At 52.3% G+C, this 18267-nt stretch carries 9 protein-coding genes and 3 pseudogenes; 9 read left to right on the top strand and 3 right to left on the bottom strand.

Annotated features, from left to right (window positions below; genetic code table 11):
- Positions 1–116: 116 nt before the first annotated feature.
- The 5 genes from C468_RS04740 (at position 117) to C468_RS17970 (ending at position 10149) form a co-directional block, all read left to right on the top strand.
- Entirely contained in the window at positions 117–4781 is a 4665-nt protein-coding gene (locus C468_RS04740) for a DEAD/DEAH box helicase (protein WP_008847734.1), read from the top strand.
- Complete coding sequence (locus tag C468_RS04735) at positions 4778–5707, top strand: hypothetical protein (protein ID WP_152422865.1); 930 nt, start codon at positions 4778–4780, stop codon at positions 5705–5707. The genes C468_RS04740 and C468_RS04735 overlap by 4 nt, the downstream gene beginning before the upstream one ends.
- Positions 5704–6537, top strand: a complete 834-nt coding sequence (locus C468_RS17480; RefSeq protein WP_008847732.1) for a hypothetical protein — start codon at positions 5704–5706, stop codon at positions 6535–6537. Before C468_RS04735 ends, C468_RS17480 begins: the two co-directional genes overlap by 4 nt.
- Before the next feature lie 146 nt (positions 6538–6683).
- Entirely contained in the window at positions 6684–9458 is a 2775-nt protein-coding gene (locus tag C468_RS04725; protein WP_241430977.1) for a TFIIB-type zinc finger domain-containing protein, read from the top strand.
- Positions 9448–10149 carry a hypothetical protein gene (locus C468_RS17970; protein ID WP_152422864.1) on the top strand — a complete coding sequence of 234 codons (702 nt, stop codon included), beginning with the start codon at positions 9448–9450 and terminating at the stop codon, positions 10147–10149. The genes C468_RS04725 and C468_RS17970 overlap by 11 nt, the downstream gene beginning before the upstream one ends.
- 19 nt (positions 10150–10168) lie before the next feature.
- Here C468_RS17970 and C468_RS19250 read toward each other — a convergent pair.
- The 3 pseudogenes from C468_RS19250 to C468_RS18960 all read right to left on the bottom strand — a co-directional run.
- Positions 10169–10321: pseudogene (locus C468_RS19250) on the bottom strand (helix-hairpin-helix domain-containing protein); the annotation flags it as partial.
- A gap of 603 nt (positions 10322–10924) precedes the next feature.
- Positions 10925–11206: pseudogene (locus tag C468_RS18965) on the bottom strand (PadR family transcriptional regulator); the annotation flags it as partial.
- 162 nt (positions 11207–11368) lie between these two features.
- A pseudogene (locus tag C468_RS18960) lies at positions 11369–12682 on the bottom strand (homing endonuclease associated repeat-containing protein); the annotation flags it as partial.
- Positions 12683–12893: 211 nt separating this feature from the next.
- Here C468_RS18960 and C468_RS17965 point away from each other — a divergent pair.
- The 4 genes from C468_RS17965 to C468_RS04695 all read left to right on the top strand — a co-directional run bounded on the left by C468_RS17965 (position 12894) and on the right by C468_RS04695 (position 18233).
- A complete protein-coding gene (locus C468_RS17965) occupies positions 12894–13352 on the top strand; it encodes a DUF6884 domain-containing protein (protein WP_152422863.1) in 459 nt (152 codons plus the stop codon).
- On the top strand, positions 13352–14590 hold the full coding sequence (locus C468_RS04705) for a tRNA-guanine transglycosylase (protein WP_241430976.1): 1239 nt from the start codon (positions 13352–13354) through the stop codon (positions 14588–14590). Before C468_RS17965 ends, C468_RS04705 begins: the two co-directional genes overlap by 1 nt.
- Complete coding sequence (locus tag C468_RS04700; RefSeq protein WP_008847725.1) at positions 14591–16141, top strand: ATP-binding protein; 1551 nt, start codon at positions 14591–14593, stop codon at positions 16139–16141.
- 73 nt (positions 16142–16214) lie between these two features.
- A complete protein-coding gene (locus C468_RS04695; RefSeq protein WP_241430975.1) occupies positions 16215–18233 on the top strand; it encodes a tRNA-guanine transglycosylase in 2019 nt (672 codons plus the stop codon).
- Positions 18234–18267: the final 34 nt, after the last annotated feature.

The following is an 18267-nucleotide window of genomic DNA, read 5'->3' as shown; positions in this document are numbered from 1 at the left end:
TGTCGAGTACGTGAACCCGAAGGTAAGATCAGATACCATATAAAATGAATTCACCACAAGACAGACTCAACGCTGCCACCGATAGAGCAGCTGAGATCACCTGGTGGAACCGTGCCATGACCAAGCTCAACGATGTCGATGGAGTGGAGGGGGCTCAGTCGTTTGTTTCTGATCAGACAATCGAGCGTAAGGGTCCTTTTGTCGAATTCGTCGATGCACCCGCGTTCCACAGTCAGACCGCTGCCGAGTTTCTCGACGGTCTTGATTACCACGACGACATTGTGGATGCTATTCGGCGAGAAGTGTTCGGCGGCGATTCTGACGGTCAGCTCTACCAACACCAAGCGGAGACGATCAAAGCGATAGAAACTGATCCCGGTGACAATGTTCTCGCGGTCCCGACCGCATCCGGAAAGACCGAATCGTTCTTCCTTCCGATCCTCAACACCTGTCTTTCCGTCGACAATCCCGGACTGAAAGCGGCAATTCTCTATCCCATGAAGACCTTGGGATCCGATCAGTTCAACCGTTTTATCACATACCTCGATCACATCAATCGGGATCGTGCCCCGGAAGATCGAATCACAATCGGCATCTGGGACTCCGATACGCCGGCTCGTGTCGGGGCTCGGGACTTCGAGATGGAGGAGGGGACGTACGTACGCGGACTAATAGACCCACAAAATCCGGACGAGAAACTGCGGATACTGAGTGATTCCGCGGTCGGAACGGCGGATAACTCCTACTCGTGGATTAAGGTAACTCGTGATTCTATCCGGCAGGGAGTGGATATCCTCCTCACGAACCCGGAAGCATTGGATTACATGTTCGTCAACGATAAGGAGGAGACAAGAAACATTCTCGGAGACCAGCCAGGTCAGCAGCCGCTAGAGCATATCGTTTTTGACGAAGCCCACGTGTGGAGCGGAATTCAAGGGGCAGCGATTTCAATGCTCTCGCGGCGTCTAAAAGAGTTCTATGCGGACAACGATCCGCAAGTTACGATGGTGTCCGCGACAGTAGACAATCCCACGGAACTCGCCGCCTCACTCACCGGTAGCGATGAGGATTCAATCAACAGCGTTGAGTTCACCGGCCGAAAGTTCCGCCCTCAAACTACACCCGATTTCGGCCGACTCCCGGGGAGCAGTCTCGACGAGATCGTGGCTGCGCTCGCAGTCGCCCGAATCGGTGTAGCCGACCCAGATAGATTTATCGCCGAGCATGGTCTGCAGAGCGCGGTTGAATCCCTCAGAGAGGTCGGGTTACTGGCCCAGGACTCTATCGAACCTTCATCCTCAGCCCCGGGGTGGGCGTTCCAACCACTTTACGACGCAGCAGCCGAATATACCGAAACCAACGATATAGCTGATGTTGGCGAAACCGTGCGAACGGAGGAGGGTAGAGACGCTCTCGTTGAGGCCGCCATCGAGTCCGGTGGATTTGCGAGTGGGTGGCTTGAGTTTGTGCTTGAAGAACTCCCCGAAGTGGCAGCTTTCACCGAGTGGTTCGACCGGGATACAACGGGTGAGGTAGGATTCCGATCCTACGAGGGCCTCGTCGCGGAGGTGGAGCGCGAAGGGGTTTCAGACCCGGAAGGCGTTCTCGATACGATCATGGCCTTCGGTCGACTCGCAGGTATTGTCACTGAGAAATACCACGTATTCCTCAAGCCACCACACCGGGTCCACTGGTGCCGTGACTGCGGGGCGCTCTCAAGAGACAACCGGTGTCGTAAATGCGGTGCCGCACCAATCCCAGAGGTACAGTTCTGTCGCAAAGGGACATGTCACGAACCGTACGTCGCGGTCGACAATGAGGAAGAAGAGAAAACGTTCGCACCGATACGCGGTGATGGTACTGGTGGTTGCCCGGGATGCGGAGGATCGCCCCGATTAACTGATATCGGTGTTCCCACGTCTTCGCTTCTCTCGTACATGTTATCGGAGGTATGCCGTGTCGCACCGTCCAATAAGACGCTCGTGTTCTCGGACTCGCACAGCGCTGCTGAGAGTGTGGGCGAAGAAATCATTGGAACCGAGTATGGACTGATGGCCCAGACGGTCTACCTCCAAGAGTTGCTAGAAGCTGGTGGTGAAGCCGACCAGTACGAGCTTTTCAAGTCGGTTGCCGATACCCTCCGCGAGGAGTACTGGGAGCCGCTAGTTCAGGAGAATCTCGACGAGGACGCGGAAGCTTACAACTTCCTCGTCCCGTTGAGGGAGGATATCGAAGCTCACGCATATCTCTCCAACTGCGAGGCGCTACTCGATAGCGCGCTTGTGACCGCTGATGCCGTCATGGGGTTCGATGATCCAACGGACCTCACAATCGCACATGCACTCTACAAGCGGTTCGTGCTCGGCGACGCCTCGTTCCAATACGCCGGCGTAAAGATCGACGGGTTATCTCGGGAGAAGGTTCTCGACCGACTCGACAGCGATCTCGAAACCAGCCGTGCCCGGATCGATAACGTCCTCAACGACGTCCTAAGTCGGTTTCTTGAGAGTGGAATCGTCTCCGTCGCCAGTCACGAATCCCTCAAGCGCGGAGTCGATCGAGCCAACATTACAGATGACGAGAAGCGTGCCAAAGTGGGGAACTACTTCGATGAGGCAAGAGATTCCCTCGAGCAAAGCGGGTTGGTCGAACCGCCGGCAGAGAGCGGAGTGTTCACTCGGAACGTTCGAGAGGACGAGTCGAATCTCATTTTGATTCCCGACTCGGCGTTCTGTACGGAGTGTTACGCGTCGTTCCCCACTACGGAATCGGGTGACGCTCCCGATACCTGTTTGGAGTGTGGAAAACCGATAGAGACGTATTCCCGGTTCTCCCGAACGGATGAGGGAAAATTCGTGGCGACTCCCGGATACGCCGATGTCGAGTCCGGATGGGACTACGCTGTTGACCATTGGGCCCACGACGTGACCGAACCGATTCAGGGGGGAGAGGAACCAGAGTTCGTCACGGTCGGAATACATAAAGGGAACATCTCGCCAGCAATCCGTGGTGCTATCGAAGAAGGATTCCGCAAGGATCCACCGGAGGTGAACGTAGTCAGTTCAACGCCGACGATGGAGCTCGGGGTCGATATCGGGAGCCTCGATACGGTCGCACAAGTCGGTGTTCCACCGACGCTCACGAACTACGTCCAACGATCCGGGCGAACTGGTCGGACGCGAGGTAGTTCGTCACTCGTGATGACGGTGATCCGTGGACAACACCCAGTCGACGGCCACTACTACGCCAATTTGGATAGTTATCTCGGAGAATTTGAGCCCGTTCGGATTCCTGATCCGGAGGACTTCGACGAGGTACTCGCGGGACACGTCGTCACAGAGGTATTCGCATACCTTGCTCGAAATCCGCACGAAGACCAAGTGTTTGAGTTGACCTATCGGCTCTCGGAGCCGGAGCTTGAGAATTTGGAGAAGTTTGTCACCTCCGTTGAGGACAAACTACAGATCCTCCAAGAGTTCATTCAAGAGGAGATGGACGATGTCCTACGAGAATATCTCTCCGGTATTTTTGGCCAACGTGGAGTCGAGGTGTACGAAGAGGTTTTCTTCGGTGACGGCCCGCTCTCCCTATCACGGCGTGTTGACCAGACGTTTTCGCGGCTCCGCGGGATGTCCACAGGTGCGGCGACAAACCGAGATCTCACAAGCAACACGTCACGTCTCGATCAGTGGCTGAGTAAGCTCGGGTATCTCGCCAACTACCGAAGTTTCGGTCAGAACTTCCCCGTTCAATTCAGCGGTCAGCGGGAAGAGATCTCTTTCGAAGGGAGTGGCCGACTGTACGACATGTATCCCGGAGAAGAGAACGAGCTCGGGGGAATGGTGTCGCTACACGGAACAGAATACATCGTCGATGACGTCCGGGGAACACAGAAACCGCTCACTGATGTCGCCGTCTGTGACAACGAGGAGTGTGATCGGCGGTTCCGGAGCTTCGATCCTGACGAGACTATCTGTCCACATTGCGACTCCGACCTCACGACCACACAAATTCACGGCATCTCGTCAGTTGAGTGCTCGGTAGCCAAGGGAGGACAACGTTCCTATCGGACGTTCGCACAGATGTCGACGTACGTTCGTTCGACAGACGCAGAGCGCGACCGTCAGGAGACGAAGCTATTTGGTTTAGATTGCGATATCGAATACGGACAATTCGAGCTGACGGACTTCGTTTATGCTTTCGAGCGCGGTCATTCGATGAGCCCTTCGACCGAGATACTGCGATCCCAGGCGTTGATCGAGAGAGAGGACGGTGGCGGCTCTACTGATGGACTCTCGTGGCGCGAGCGACTCGAAAAGTCACAGGAAGAGACGTTCCGTCCGGTGGGGCAACAACATCACACGCAGGGACTGCGCCTCGAGTTTGAACGTGATGCGATCGCCGAGCGGTTCGAACGGGTGACCCATCCCACGGCCTCATGGCCACAGCTGTTGACCAGCCTCGAACAGGCACTTGATCGGGCTATTCCGGTTGTCGTCAAGTGTGACCGGTCCGACTATCGAGTCAAGGCGTCAATCACCGAAGATGCGGTTGAAGTATACATCGTGGACGGTCGCCAGGGTGGCAACGGTATCGGCTGGCACGTTCATGAGAGCCTTGACGAGGTCGCCGACAACGTCGTCGATGTAGGTGATTGTGACCGATGCGTCGACTACTGTGACGAGTGTCTGTTGCTCTCGCGGACGCCGAGCCACTATCTCGAAAATGATCTGCTTGATCACCGGACACTTACTGCCGTCGTCGATGGAGGTGAGCAGTGAGTCTACAAGCAGTCCAAAATCGGATGAACGACGCTGATGTCGCGTTCATCCACGACCCAGATGGAAACGTCCATTATTGGAAACTGCGATCGCTCCCCGCGATTAATTATCTCGGTACGGAACACGCCACGTACCCGACTTCGTGGCGTCAGCTCAAGCACACGTGGCAACACGAACGTGGGGGTAGACAATACGACTTTCCCGGGTATGATTATCACGTTAGCGGGGGAATACAGCTTCCTCCGTCAGAGGACCTCTGTGTCGTCACGACGAGCTACTACGAAAAGAACACGCAGTACACGATGAATGACCTCGTCAATCGATACGCGAGTTCCGAGGGATCATTGATCGTCGTCGCTGACGAGCGTCGCTTCCAACCATCTGGTGGTCTCCGCCCCCTCTACCACGAGCCGTTCTGTCGACATATCGGGCGGTATGACCGCGTTTATGAGGCATTTGTCGAGCATTACGAGAGCGAAGGCTGGGGGATGCCGCTTCGAGACACAAAAAATCTCTTTGTACAAGACAACGCGAACCTCTATGAGCTGGTCGAAGGTGATACGGTTGAGACGACGTCCGAACTGTTCGACGAACTCACGGAAGCGCCATACCTTCCACTCTACGAGACCTTCTCAAACATTTTCGCACGCCGGGACGAACTTGGGGTCTCACCCTTGGAGAGTGACGACGTGATCGAAGCCTTCGGAGGCTGGCTCCGACGACGAATCGAGTGGGACAAATCGACTGCATCGGAGGTCGCACACGATCTGAATCGGTCCGTCTCGATGGAAGGAACAACCTTTGACCCCTCCTACGCGAAACGTAGTCCAAAGATCCGTTTGGCCCGGGAGGCGGCGAAGGATCTCAACCCCGAGACGAGCCCGATAGACGCACGGTATCACGACTGGCTAATGCACTCACTATGAGCGAAACAGCACCTTACATTCTGAACACGGTACAGACGCCTGCCCCGTTGCGGACCGTTTACTGGTCGATAAAGCGCGGAAACACCACCAAAGATGAACTCAAAAACGACACCGTACTTAGTGACGATCTTCTGAACCAAGGAATAAACGGGTTGCGTGCAATTGGACTCGTCGGCCGTCGAGAGCCCGATTACTACGCCGTTGACCTCCCGTGGAAGACCGGCGATGAAGAGCTCGACTTCCGGCTTGGTGTGCTATATAACCTTACTTCGGAAGCCGAGGAAACAGACTGGGGAAGACAGTCTGTTGTCCTACTTAACTATCAATACCTCCTTCAAGAGGAAATTCAAGCATTCGATTCCGACGATTCCTCCCTGTACAAGAAGATCAACCGACGGCACCGCGAGCGTGGATACGTTCCTCAGTCTCAACATGGAGAGATTGATTTAAACGAACACAAGTTCGTCAACTGGTCCCGGCTCGTTGACTTTCTTAACCTCGTTCACAAGGCCAACGGCAGAAGACATACCGTCTACCCAGGCCCGGATATGATTCAAGAGTCGATACAGCTTGCAGTGAACGAAGTTGGGACAAACGGACGCGTGACAATTACAGAGTATATCGATTGGCTGCGGGAAAACCTCTTTCTTATTGAGCTTACAGCCGACGGGAACGTACCAGCCTCCCTCTCGCGGGTTCTTTTCAACCTAGTGCGGGAGGAGGAGATTAGAATTGTCGAATCGGGCGACGCTGCTGCCGTCGATCTGAATGGAGTCCCTCGGCGGAGGGGAATCGACAGAGACGCGAACTCGATTGAGGTGATTCAATGAATCAAATTGTGAAACCAGACGAATCCGACCCGGCACGTTGTCCACACTTCGACGAAGTCGATGAAGAGACGCTTCGTCGATTGTTCAGTAAGGTCGCTGCAGTCCGTTCTGAGGATTACGACCTCTTCCAATTCACGCACCGTCCCATGGAGGTCTTCCGCGGTACAGCCGCGGGAGGTGAAACGTGGGGTGAGGATCGCATCTATCAAGAATTCTCTGATAATCGCGTCGGGAATTTCGCCGTCGTCATCGAAGGAGAAGTCGGTACCGGTAAATCGGAACTCTGTGCGTACCTCTCTCACCGGCTCCGACTCGACGGTCGTCCGATGCTTCACATCGACAAAGACGACGATCTGATGTCGATCCTTTCCGAGCGGATTCCGGAGTTCTACCAGGAGCACTTCGGTGAAGAGCTGTCGGGAGCGTCTGAGTTCAAGCGTCTACGTGACGACATCGTCGATATCCCGCAGACCGTAGCGGACAATGCCACTTCGGGAGCGACGCTCACACTGCGCAGGCAGGGGTACGACGTTGCTCCCGACGGTGAGCAGACCGACAAGATACGTGATTATATCGCCGAGAAACTGAATCGTCTCGTCGAGCGGGGCGAGTATGCTCAGAAGATTCAGTTCATCGGAGAAAACGAATACAGACAGCGCGATGAACTGAAAATTTTCAATGAGGAGATTGGCGTTTCAGAAGCCGTCGAAGCGTTCAACAACGCTCTTTGGCAGGTAATCAGGGAGAACTACGATACCTCATCGCTTGGTGACGTGCTTGACCAAGTCGGACAACAGTTCGAGGACACTCGGCCAGTCATCGTCTTCGAGGACTTCTCTATCGCCGCGATGGAAGCAGAGCGACTTCGAAAGTACATGGAGCGCGACAAGTCCGCGGACAATTGGGACTTCATTGTCGCGGGAACCCGTGACTCTACAGAGGTTTTACACACCCGGACGGCAGAGGATCGCTTCGAGTTCTTCCAAACGAATGAACAGGATTCGAATACGGTGCTATTCCTGAACGAAGATTCCGCAGTCGACTTTGTGCGCCCGTATCTCGGATATATCAAATCACACGACGATAGCGTTCAATACGACCGGGACACCGACGATGGAACGTTCGATCTCAAAGAAGCCCCAGAGGGATCCATCTGCGCCGATTGTGGCTTCTGTGAGGAATCGTTCCGTGACTTATTCCCGTTCAACCAGACGTTCGTTCGGCGGATCTATGCCGGATTCGACGAGAGTCAGCAGTCCCCGCGTGAATTTATTATGACGATATTCGAGGTGTTACAAGATTACCATGAAGGATATATTGAAGCTCCGTCGTCCGCGGACGTTCTCAGGCCACTCGGGAATACGGTTTCTGTTGCAGACGAGGTTTACGAAGATGCCGAGGAGTACGCCGATCTCGCTAAATGGTACGGACGTGAGCAGGGGGACCACGTCGTTATCAATAGAGAATTTGTCGACGCGTTTGGTTTCGAAACGACCGGGCTACCCAGCGAAATAGAAGTTGGCGCTCATCAGGTAGAGATAGCATCTACCGGGGACGGACCAAACCCCGATCCCTGTCCTGAGTGTGGTGCTGTAGCGTGGAGGACTGATACCGATGGTAGCCGGATTTGTTCTGAGTGCGGCTACAAAATTGGTGGTGGTGGTCCATCTAGACTTGAACAGGAAATCAAGGAACAAAAAGAACAGATTGACTCGTGGATCGAAGACCCGACGAAGTATATTGAAACGGACGAGTACGTCAAACGTGCTCTCCGGGATCTCTTGGAAGAGATCACTGATGATCTCCGTCTAATCGAGGGGACCTCACTGCGCTACATGCTCAGTAGCCAGAAATCTCCATTCGTCTATCCGGATTCGAACGAGCCACCGGATCCCGACCAGATCATCCTTGACAGAGGTGATTTTCGCCGTTCCGACCTTCGTCGGCTCGTCGAATTTGGAGTACGTCGAGACATGGAACCGAGATCCGCAGACTATTCGGCACAGTTGGAAGCCGCCGGTACTCAACTCACCGGATACGCTGAAGAGTGGCGTAACAAGATCATCGAAACACAACTGAACGGCGACAGCGTGTTCTACAAGCGGCACGCTCGATACGATTTCACTGACTTCCTTCTCGCAACGTATTCGACGCTAACACTTCTCGATGATCCGTGGCACGAAGTGACTGCCGAGCGGCTGAACGAGCGGTACCAATCTGACGATGAACTCATGATTGACCGGCAACTGCTCTCGGGGCTTGACGAAGTGCTTGGACATGAGGAGATTAAGGCAGTCAAGGAAGCGATGGAAGACGCAAAGTACGTCGAAGATGTGCTTGGCTCGTTGCTAGGCGTTTCTGCCAGCACTCTCGACGTACCGGAGGTCCGCAACCGTTTGGAGCAAAACCCGCCTTTCGAAGTTCTCGGGATGCTCGGTCGCCAATACATCGGAAATATCGCATCACGTGTCCGATTCGCATCGGGTCATAACGTAAGTGACCTTGCTGACACGATGTACGATGTCAGGAAGGCGCTCAACGACACAACGGACCACGGCTATCAGCGCGAAGCCGTTGAATACGTCTCAGAGATGCTGTCGGATACGGACATACAATCCGTTAATGATCGGTACAAGAAACTGAAGACGTACGATGCGGTTGATCCCGATCTCACGGAACAGCTAGGGCAGGTGTGTAATCACACTCAATCAGAGTTGGATGATGCCGTGAGTGCAGCTGAGCTTGCCAATCGGCTGTATGGTGGAAATCCATTCGCTAGAACTACAGCAACTCTGGCTAGTCTGAAGCTTGATAACGATGTAGTGGTGACGAATTTCAGAGAAGTCCCGCTAACAGGAACTAGTGGTACCGATAAGCTCGGAGAGGAGTTCACGGAGGTGAGTACTCACTATGTCGACTGAACAATCTGAAAATTTGCCCGACAAAAATTTCGAAGAAAGCATCGAAGAGATCTACCAACAGTATCGTCACCGACAGCTTGCTTCCCGATTAGAGGATATCGCCGAAACGATGGAGGAAACGATACTCCAACGGATCCTGGCTGAAGAGTTCCTTCAGACTAATCTCGAAATCGACGAAGATGCCAAACAAGCCGTTGCCGAGGCACGAGAGTTGTTGGAAAAAGACGATTTCGAGGCACTCGGTGACCGCATCGATGCGCTCAGATCGAAGGTTGAAGACCAGAAACGCCGGGTGAGTAACGAGATTCACGAGATTCGAATCGGAATGCAGAGTCGCGTGAACGGAATGAGGCGACTCAATGAGCGTGTTGAACGTGTGAGCGAAGTCAGACTCCAAGCGGTCCACGAACTCCTCTCCGATTGGGATTGGAAAGGACAAGTCTACCGAGACGATGAGTGGAGCTTTGAAAGACTCAAGCAGCGGGCTGCAGACTACGGAAAGGACATGCGGGAGTACTTCGAAGAGTGCCGCGAAGAGATATTCGGCCCGTACGTTGGGACGCCGTTAGAACCGATCGTTGAGGGATTGCTATCCGATAAACAACTCTTTCTCGACGAGCTTACCGACAAGCAAATCGACTTGTTGCGCGATTCCGACCTCGAAGATTACGTGGAGCTCTCGTTGTCGTAGGCATCAAGCGGCTATTCCGCTACCCGAGTTCTGCTTTGATACGCAAAGCCGTTCCGTCGTCAAGTCCCGAGACGGAACGGAGGTCATCGAGCGAGGCATTTTCTAGATCCGCAGTCGTCATATACCCGGATTCCATGAGAGCCTCCGCGTCGGCTTTCGTCGCACCTCCCACTCCAATAAGCTGATCAATGTCGTGCGCTTTCTCTGACTCACCACTTACACACTCGTCTTCTTCATCTTCCTCAAGCGGCCGCTGAACACCAGATCCCTCAATGGGAACGATTGTGAGGTCTTTCGTACTACTCAATTGATGAGCGTATCCGTGATCGGTTTCCCATCGCTTGAGTCTGACCTCATTTAACCGGAGTTTATCCCCAATCTGAAAATCAATCTCAATGTCGTGCTTGTTCCAGATCGTGAAGTCGATTCGCTTCCCGTTCGATAGCTTGATGTCGACGATTGAATCGCGCTTCCCAGATGAAATATCTCGAATTTTCATCACTTCTGCAACTACGTTAGAGAGACGTCCTTCTGGTACTTCACCGAGGTCGTCCGAGACTGTGTCCGACTCTTCGACGCCCCATTCGAAGTCATCTCCTTCGGTTAGCTCACTGTCAGAGTCCTGTTTGCCATCCTCTGTGGCCGAACCCTGAGGAATATTTTCTGTGTAAGTATTATCTCGTTGCTCTCTCTTACTGGGTGTGTCGTCCTTAGTGGTCCTTGATGTCGTCCTATCTTCGGGTTCAGGAGTGCGTGTTTGATTTTCGTTAGTGGCGACTCGATTCTGTTGCCAGTGATATCGAGCTTCAATGTGATTGGCACCGAAGTCCGTCAGCTCGTATCGATTGCTCCGTTCGTCCTGTGCCGACTTCTCGAGGAAGCCTGCTTCCACGAGCGTGTCCAGGTTGGGATAAAGACGACCATGGTGAATCGTTCCGTCGTAGTACTCCTCTAGTTCCCGTTTAATTTCGAGTCCTTTCGGTGCTTCCAATCCATTGATCACGACCAACAAATCACGTCGAAAACCGCTGAGTTCGGCGAATGCCTCAGAGGACACCTCCGAATCCCGCTGATCGGCCGTCAAATCTCCGTCTTCTGGCTGTTCCGACGCCGTATCCTTCGCAGGAGAATCTGTATCTGAATCGTCATCGTATTCCGCAGATTGATCTCTGTCGTGATCTGACTCTACCGCACCGTGTTCCTCCTTTGCAGCATCAACGGCAGCATCCCAGTTTTTGAAATACTGGTAGACGGGAGAGGCGGACATTTCACCCAAATCGTTCATATCCGATGTACTAGGTCGACCGTCCACCTTCTCGATTAAGCCAACGAGGGCATCGACGACTTCCTGTCTCGAGTACGTTTGTTGATTTGGTTGGGCTGATGAACTCTCGTTCGTCCGATCAAACGACGCTTGATCCACGGCAGTCGACCACGACCCGAACGCCGTCTCATAATCTTCAGGACTGTACTTCCCGTCAGTTCGCATTCTCCCTCGAGTTACCTTCCGGGAGAAGCGCTCATTTAGCGCGAGGAGTTCGTCCAATAGCTCTGTACGCTCCGGTGATCCATTGCTTGTATCTGAAGTCTCAGTCGAATCGGTACCCTCAGAGCGAGATTTCTCATCCGAGTGACTGTCAGAATTATCAGCACTTTTGAGGGTAATATCGATAACGGCACCATCAGCCAAGGTTACCTCTTCCTGTATTGTTTGATACTCAGAGTGGTTGACCTCCATCTTGACCGATTCGGAGGCTTCGGAAACAGAGATACTACACCGCCCAGTTTGCGAAGTTCGTCCGTCAACTGAGAGTGTTGTACCAGTGACTTTGACCCTTGCGTCGGAGACTGGTTCTCCATCGATATTAGAAACGAGTATCTCAACGGTTACAGACATATTTGAGTTTGAATTCGACGAATTCCCCTTGGAATCCCTATTACGGCCGGACTGGTTTAGTACATTAGCAGATTGTTCGGATCTGTTGGGAGGCTTGTTTGCGTCGTTATCTGTAACTTCTTTGTTTGTTCGCTCTACTTGCTCATCACCAGATGATTCATTCGATTTCTTTGCCTTCTTTGCTGAGATCTCAGAGATGTGTTTTGAAGCCTCGTTTAAACTCCCACCTTTCTGTGTGTACATATCGTACGTCTCATCGTCTGTTTGGACAATAATTCGGTCTTTTAGAACGCCCTGAGATATCTCGACATCTCGAATATCCTCGAACCGGACGGAGAACGTTTCATCACCGCTTCCTTGACCGACGACATAGAGGAGACGCTCGTCAGTTACGAGGAGGACTGTCCGATAGCTCGAATGAGGGCTTATTGTCTCATCGGAGTCCCCATTACCGACTGTAACTCCTTTAGTGAGATTCTGAAGGGCATAGTCCACACGCTCACCGTCGTGAAGTCGATTAATAAGCGAATTATCGTTGAAATACCCCGCAGATAGTATTCCGCCACTACCCGTCCCTTCTAGTAGTGACTGGTCGACGTTACCTTTCGATTGCTTCGAGATTCTGTCTGCGTCCATTTGGTTACTGATATTACCGCGACATGCCCTTCGCTTCCGTATTATGGTAGAATAGTTCACGAGTTCTTGAAAGCATAACGGTAGAGGTTGTGACACGTAATTGACGATAGTATATAATAAATTTCTGAAACATAGGGTTTTCGACGGAAATAGATGATTTAGTTATCCCTAGGGGACACACTTTTGACTGGTCGGGATCGATACGGATGCAATGCCCACGCTCCTCGTTCAGTCCTGTTCGGCTACCAAAAATGATGTGACTAAACCTACCCGAGCTATCGAAGTGTATGATGGCTATTTTTTTAGAATTATCAAAAAAGCAATAAGAGAGGGCGCGTTTCGCTCAGATATAGAACTTCGAATACTCTCTGCGGAGCACGGAATACTCCACGCTGACGATGAAATCACCAACTATGACCGTCGTATGACGCCCTCTCGGGCTAGCGAATTACGCGATTACGTTACAGAAGACCTACGTCACTGTATCTCAAATGGTGATTATGAGACTGTCATCATGAACATGGGGTCTGTCTACACTCAAGCTGTTGGCGATATTTCCAACAATAATAATGCCGACATAAACTATGTCAAAGGTGATGGGATCGGAACAAAAGGTCGGAAGTTGAAACAAGTGGTACGTAATGATATGAGCAGCGAGGTGACTGCTTGATGGAATCTCGGTCAGAGCAGTTCAAAAACGACATCTTTGAGATCTCCGCTGAGGCGGGTGACGCTCGAAGTGGAGTTTTACAGATCGGCGACACGAAACTATCGACTCCGAATCTTCTCCCAGTTGTTAACTTCTATGCCGGGGGAACAGACGCAAGTCTGTATGGTGGCGGTATCCACCGAACTATCAAGGAGTTCATGAACGGAGATGAAGTCGTAAACGGTGGTGATTACAGCCGATATTTCGATGGTGTGATGACATCAGTTGCGTCGCTTACGGACTACGGCATCTCGAGAGAACGTTACGAAGACTACATTTCTGCCCCGATCAGGGAACGCGATGTGTTCGATTTTGACGGCACTCTCTTTCTTGACTCAGGTGGATTCAAATTCCTCGGGGATCGGACACTCGATGGTAGCGATTTTGAGGTCGAAGTCGATCAGAAGGCAATCGTTGAGATACAGAGACGGCTCGGGGGAGACGTCCTTGTAAACCTCGATCATCCTATTGCCCCGGACGATGACTACCCGACTCGCGTTGAGAAAGCGCGACTGACTGCGGAAAACGTCGACGAGTTTCTCGACTTAACCAGCCGAGACGACACACGATATCTGACACTCCACGGGTACAATTACTCAATGCTCGATACGTTTCTCACAGAAGTTGAGAAAGTCATCGGCCGGGACCGTGTCCATCGTGAATTCGACGGGGTCGCTTTGGGGAGTCTCGTTCCACTCAAAGATAATAAGGGTAAACTGATCACCGCAGTCAGCGATTGTCGTGAGGTTTTGAGTGACTGGGGATTCGAGGAGCTGCCTCTCCATATCCTCGGCATCTCGTCAAGTGCGATCCCTCTCTTGGCCGCAGTTGGTGCAGACACATTCGATTCATCATCGTACATTCACTCGGCGATTAACGGGAAATACGATACGTCGCTGTACAATTCGGAGCCCGTAGATGATGTCGATTTTACGGAATGTGACTGCCAGGTCTGTAGTGATGATATGTTAGTGAGGCGCATGAAGGGAGATGCGGAGTATCAGAAAGACAAGCTTGGCGCTGTTGCGATGCACAACCTAATCATTCAAAAAGAGGAGATAAAGAGAATCCAATCCGCGATTCAAAGTCCAGGAGATGACGCGTTGATTTCGTATATCGAACAGTCACTCGGACGAGAGAAGTCGATGCAACAGCACGCACATCGCGTTGTGAACGAATCACTTGGAGGATACTTCTGAATGTCAACAACCAAAATACCGCAAGTCAACGAAGTAAACGAATTTTTAGAGATCGCTAGCGACTTCGAGGATCCGCTTGAGGTGATCCGTGAATCGCTGTCGAACAGTTATGATGCCGGTGCGACCGAAGTCGAGATCACTATTCGAGATCGACCAATTGGATCTGAAATTGTTATCGAAGACGACGGCGAGGGGATGGACCACGCAGATCTCGAGTCGTTCTTCGATCTCGGCAATTCCACGAAGCGCGGCCGTCAAAACGGATCGATCGGCTACAAAGGTCACGGAACGAAGATTTTCTACAAGAGCGAAGAAGTCCTCGTCAATACCACGAAGAACGGGCTCAACTTACGCGCACAGATGGAGCAACCGTGGGAAAAGCTCAATAACCGAACTATGCCTGAGTATGTGCTGAACGAGGAGGCAGTCAAAGAGGGCAACTCCGGGACGCACATTCGTATTACCGGATTCAAATCCGGTCATGGGTTTTCGCCGACATCACTCACCTACAATAAGATAGAACACTACCTGAAGTGGAAGACGCTCGCCGGATCTACAGGCCACTTCTTTACAGATGATTTCCGAGAAATGGAGATAACGGTCATCCTCGGCGACGAAATCGATGACACACGAGATCGACTGGTAATGAACAACAAGCTTGAGTTCCCGACCGAGCAGCGAGAGCCCGGGGAGGGTCAGTTCTCGGAATCTCGGATGTGTAAGCACTACCCACCCCGGGAACTCATCGTTGAGACTGAGAACGGAGATACAACAACCGTAGAAGTAGTTGGGATGGTGGGTGGCAAGGACGCTCGCAACGAGCTCCCTACTTACGGAAAGCACTCGGCACAGTTCGGCGTCTGGCTGGCAAAAGACCACATCAAGGTTGAGCGGGTCAACGACACGATCTCGCACGACAACGAGTTCCTCCACTTCTTTTTCATCGCAAACTGCCAAGACCTCGAGTTGTCCGCGAACCGAGAAAAGATCCGAAACAAATCTAGCCCAGTGTATCAGGCCATCGTAGAGGAACTCAGCCACTACCTTTCGAAGATTGCGTCAGATCCGTGGTTCAAAGACTACTTGTCTCACCGTCGTAAGGCGAAACTCACTCGCCGCGCAGAGTCTCAGCAATCATCGATCGAAAAACGCGAACAACGGATTCACGAGCGGAATCGATTCACGCCATCGAACGACGCCGAAGTCGTTCTCGGGTTGGAGCGCTCGAACCGCTTTGGGGCTGAGCCTGAGATCTCGGTTGAAGATTACGACCCGAGTGCAGAGGTCAACGCGTTAGTTCGTCAGGATACGAATCTCTATGCGAGCTCTATCCATCGTCAGCTCACGGATCACTTTGAGGCAGATAAGCCGCTTGAGAGCGTCGATAAAATCATTTGTTGGTCGTACGGCGACCGCGACGATTTGAGCGAGCTTGAGCGTTCAGGATATCATAGCGGAGAGATTTCGATTGATTTCGAAAACGACCGACTGATCTATAACAACGGTCGTCGGGATAATATCCATATCGTCACGGTTCAAGACAGACTATAGCGGATCCGATTGAAGCTGGCTCACTACGGAACGACCGAACTTATCACATCCCATCGTCAAAGACGTGTAGAGAATGGCATCGTTTGAGACCGACGCGACTGACGATGCTGGCAACGCACGTCGCGGTACAATCCACACACCGCACGGCGACGTTCAGACACCGGCATTCTTCCCTGTAGTCAATTTTATCGGTGGTCCCAACGAGAAATCCGGCGGAATTTGGAGTCGGTTACGGAATCATCTCTTTGGGGAACCCGAGTTTCAAGGCGCGATGTTTCAAGCGATGAGTTTCTTGGATTTCAACATCACTCCCGAATCGCTTGAGAACTGGCGCTCGGAACCAATTCACGATCACTTTACTGACCATGAGCCAGTCAAGCCATATCACCCACAACCGGAGAGTTTCACTAGGCCGTTATTTGTAGACTCAGGTGGGTTCAAACTCTTGAACTCCGATACGTTCGGTGACCCTCCAACAGAGGGAGGAGATGATAATGACTGGGCCATCTATACGAACCCAGAGAGTATCCTCGATTTGCAGCTTGATTATGGTGCTGATATCATCGCTACTCTAGACTATCCGATCCCACCGAATCTGAACGAGGAGGAGACGACTCAACGAATGGAAGACAGTATTGACAGTGCCATACGCTGTCTTGAACTCTTGGAGGATCAGCCAGATCCACCCGCGGTATATGTCGCTATTCACGGTCACGACTACGAAACGATCAACTGGTACGTCGGGACGTTCCTTGACCGTGCGACGCACATTGACAAGTCATTTGAGGGATTTGCAATCGGGTCACTCGTCCCGCTTCGAACGAACGTCGAAATGCTGGTTGACATCGTGCAAGGTGCGAAGGATGCGATTCCTGCGGACCGGGAAGATGATCTCGGGCTTCATTTATTCGGGATTAGTGGGAAGTTCACGGCACTTCTGACGCTTCTTGGCGCGGATTCATTTGACTCGTCAAGCTATATGCAAGCAGCACAGTTCAAGAAGTTCATCAACCGAGAGATCGGAGTTTCAGACGAGGAACTCGTTCGGAACCCGAACGCTTCGACACACGACTTAGGTGATTTTGGTGTCGATGTCGACCGGACAGCCGACGCACGATGGGCAGCAGACTGGTCGAAGTTTACTGCGGATCAGATTCCCGACGACTGGGGCTGTCAATGTCCCGCATGTGAGCATCTACGGCGGATAGGTTTCGAACAGCTGCAGAGTACAATGTACGACAGTAAGTCGTATGATCGAGACGGATATATGAAGAGCGATTTTTACGCACTAATGAGCTATCACAACTTCTGTGTCTACCAAGACGAAATGAATCACGTGCGGAAGCTGATCAACGACAGTGGCGGTGAGTTGCTTGAATACGTTGCCAAAATGGCTCGCAACGATGTCGGGAACATCAAGCGGGCATTAAAACGGGCAACCGTACGAGATCGAGAGTTGGCACAGCAACTCCGAGAACGCGGCTACAATCGGTTAGTCGCCGATCAGAGCGACGCAGAGCAGGAACGGCTTGATTTGGATATCCCAGTTGATGATCAAGAGATCTCACTTGAGCACACACCGGAAGACTTCAACATTCTTGACCGGAAGGACTACCGGGTCGGCGACGAGCGCGTACTGCTCGTTATCCCCTGTAGCCAAACCAAGCCATATTCTAATTCTCGAACACACCGCGTCGTCGCAGATGCAACCGCTGAGTGGAACGACCAAATTCACAAAGTGACTGTCTCCGGCATGTACGGTCCCGTACCTGAACAGTACGAGAATCTCTCGCAGATCAAATCATATGAGTACGTGCTGACCAATGCCGAGAAACAGCGCCAACAGCTCGTCGTGGACCGGTTGGTCTCCTACCTCGAAGAATACGGCTCACAGTTCGACGCCATCGTCGGCTATGCCACCAGCAAAACCTACCGCACGGTTATAGAGCAAGCATTCGCCCAGTACGGAGACGGCGTTGTCCTTCCAAAAGAGCCGAAAATGCGCGCACTCACCGAACACTTCAGAACAACTAATCTCGAAGAGCTGTCCGAGCACCTAGACGACGTGCTTTCATCCACACCCCCCCAGTAGCGTTGCGCCCGCTATTGACCACTTCGACACTCGT

This window comes from Halorubrum kocurii JCM 14978 (assembly GCF_000337355.1).
GTDB classification, from domain to species: domain Archaea; phylum Halobacteriota; class Halobacteria; order Halobacteriales; family Haloferacaceae; genus Halorubrum; species Halorubrum kocurii.
This window is presented reverse-complemented; position numbering and strand designations above follow the sequence as displayed.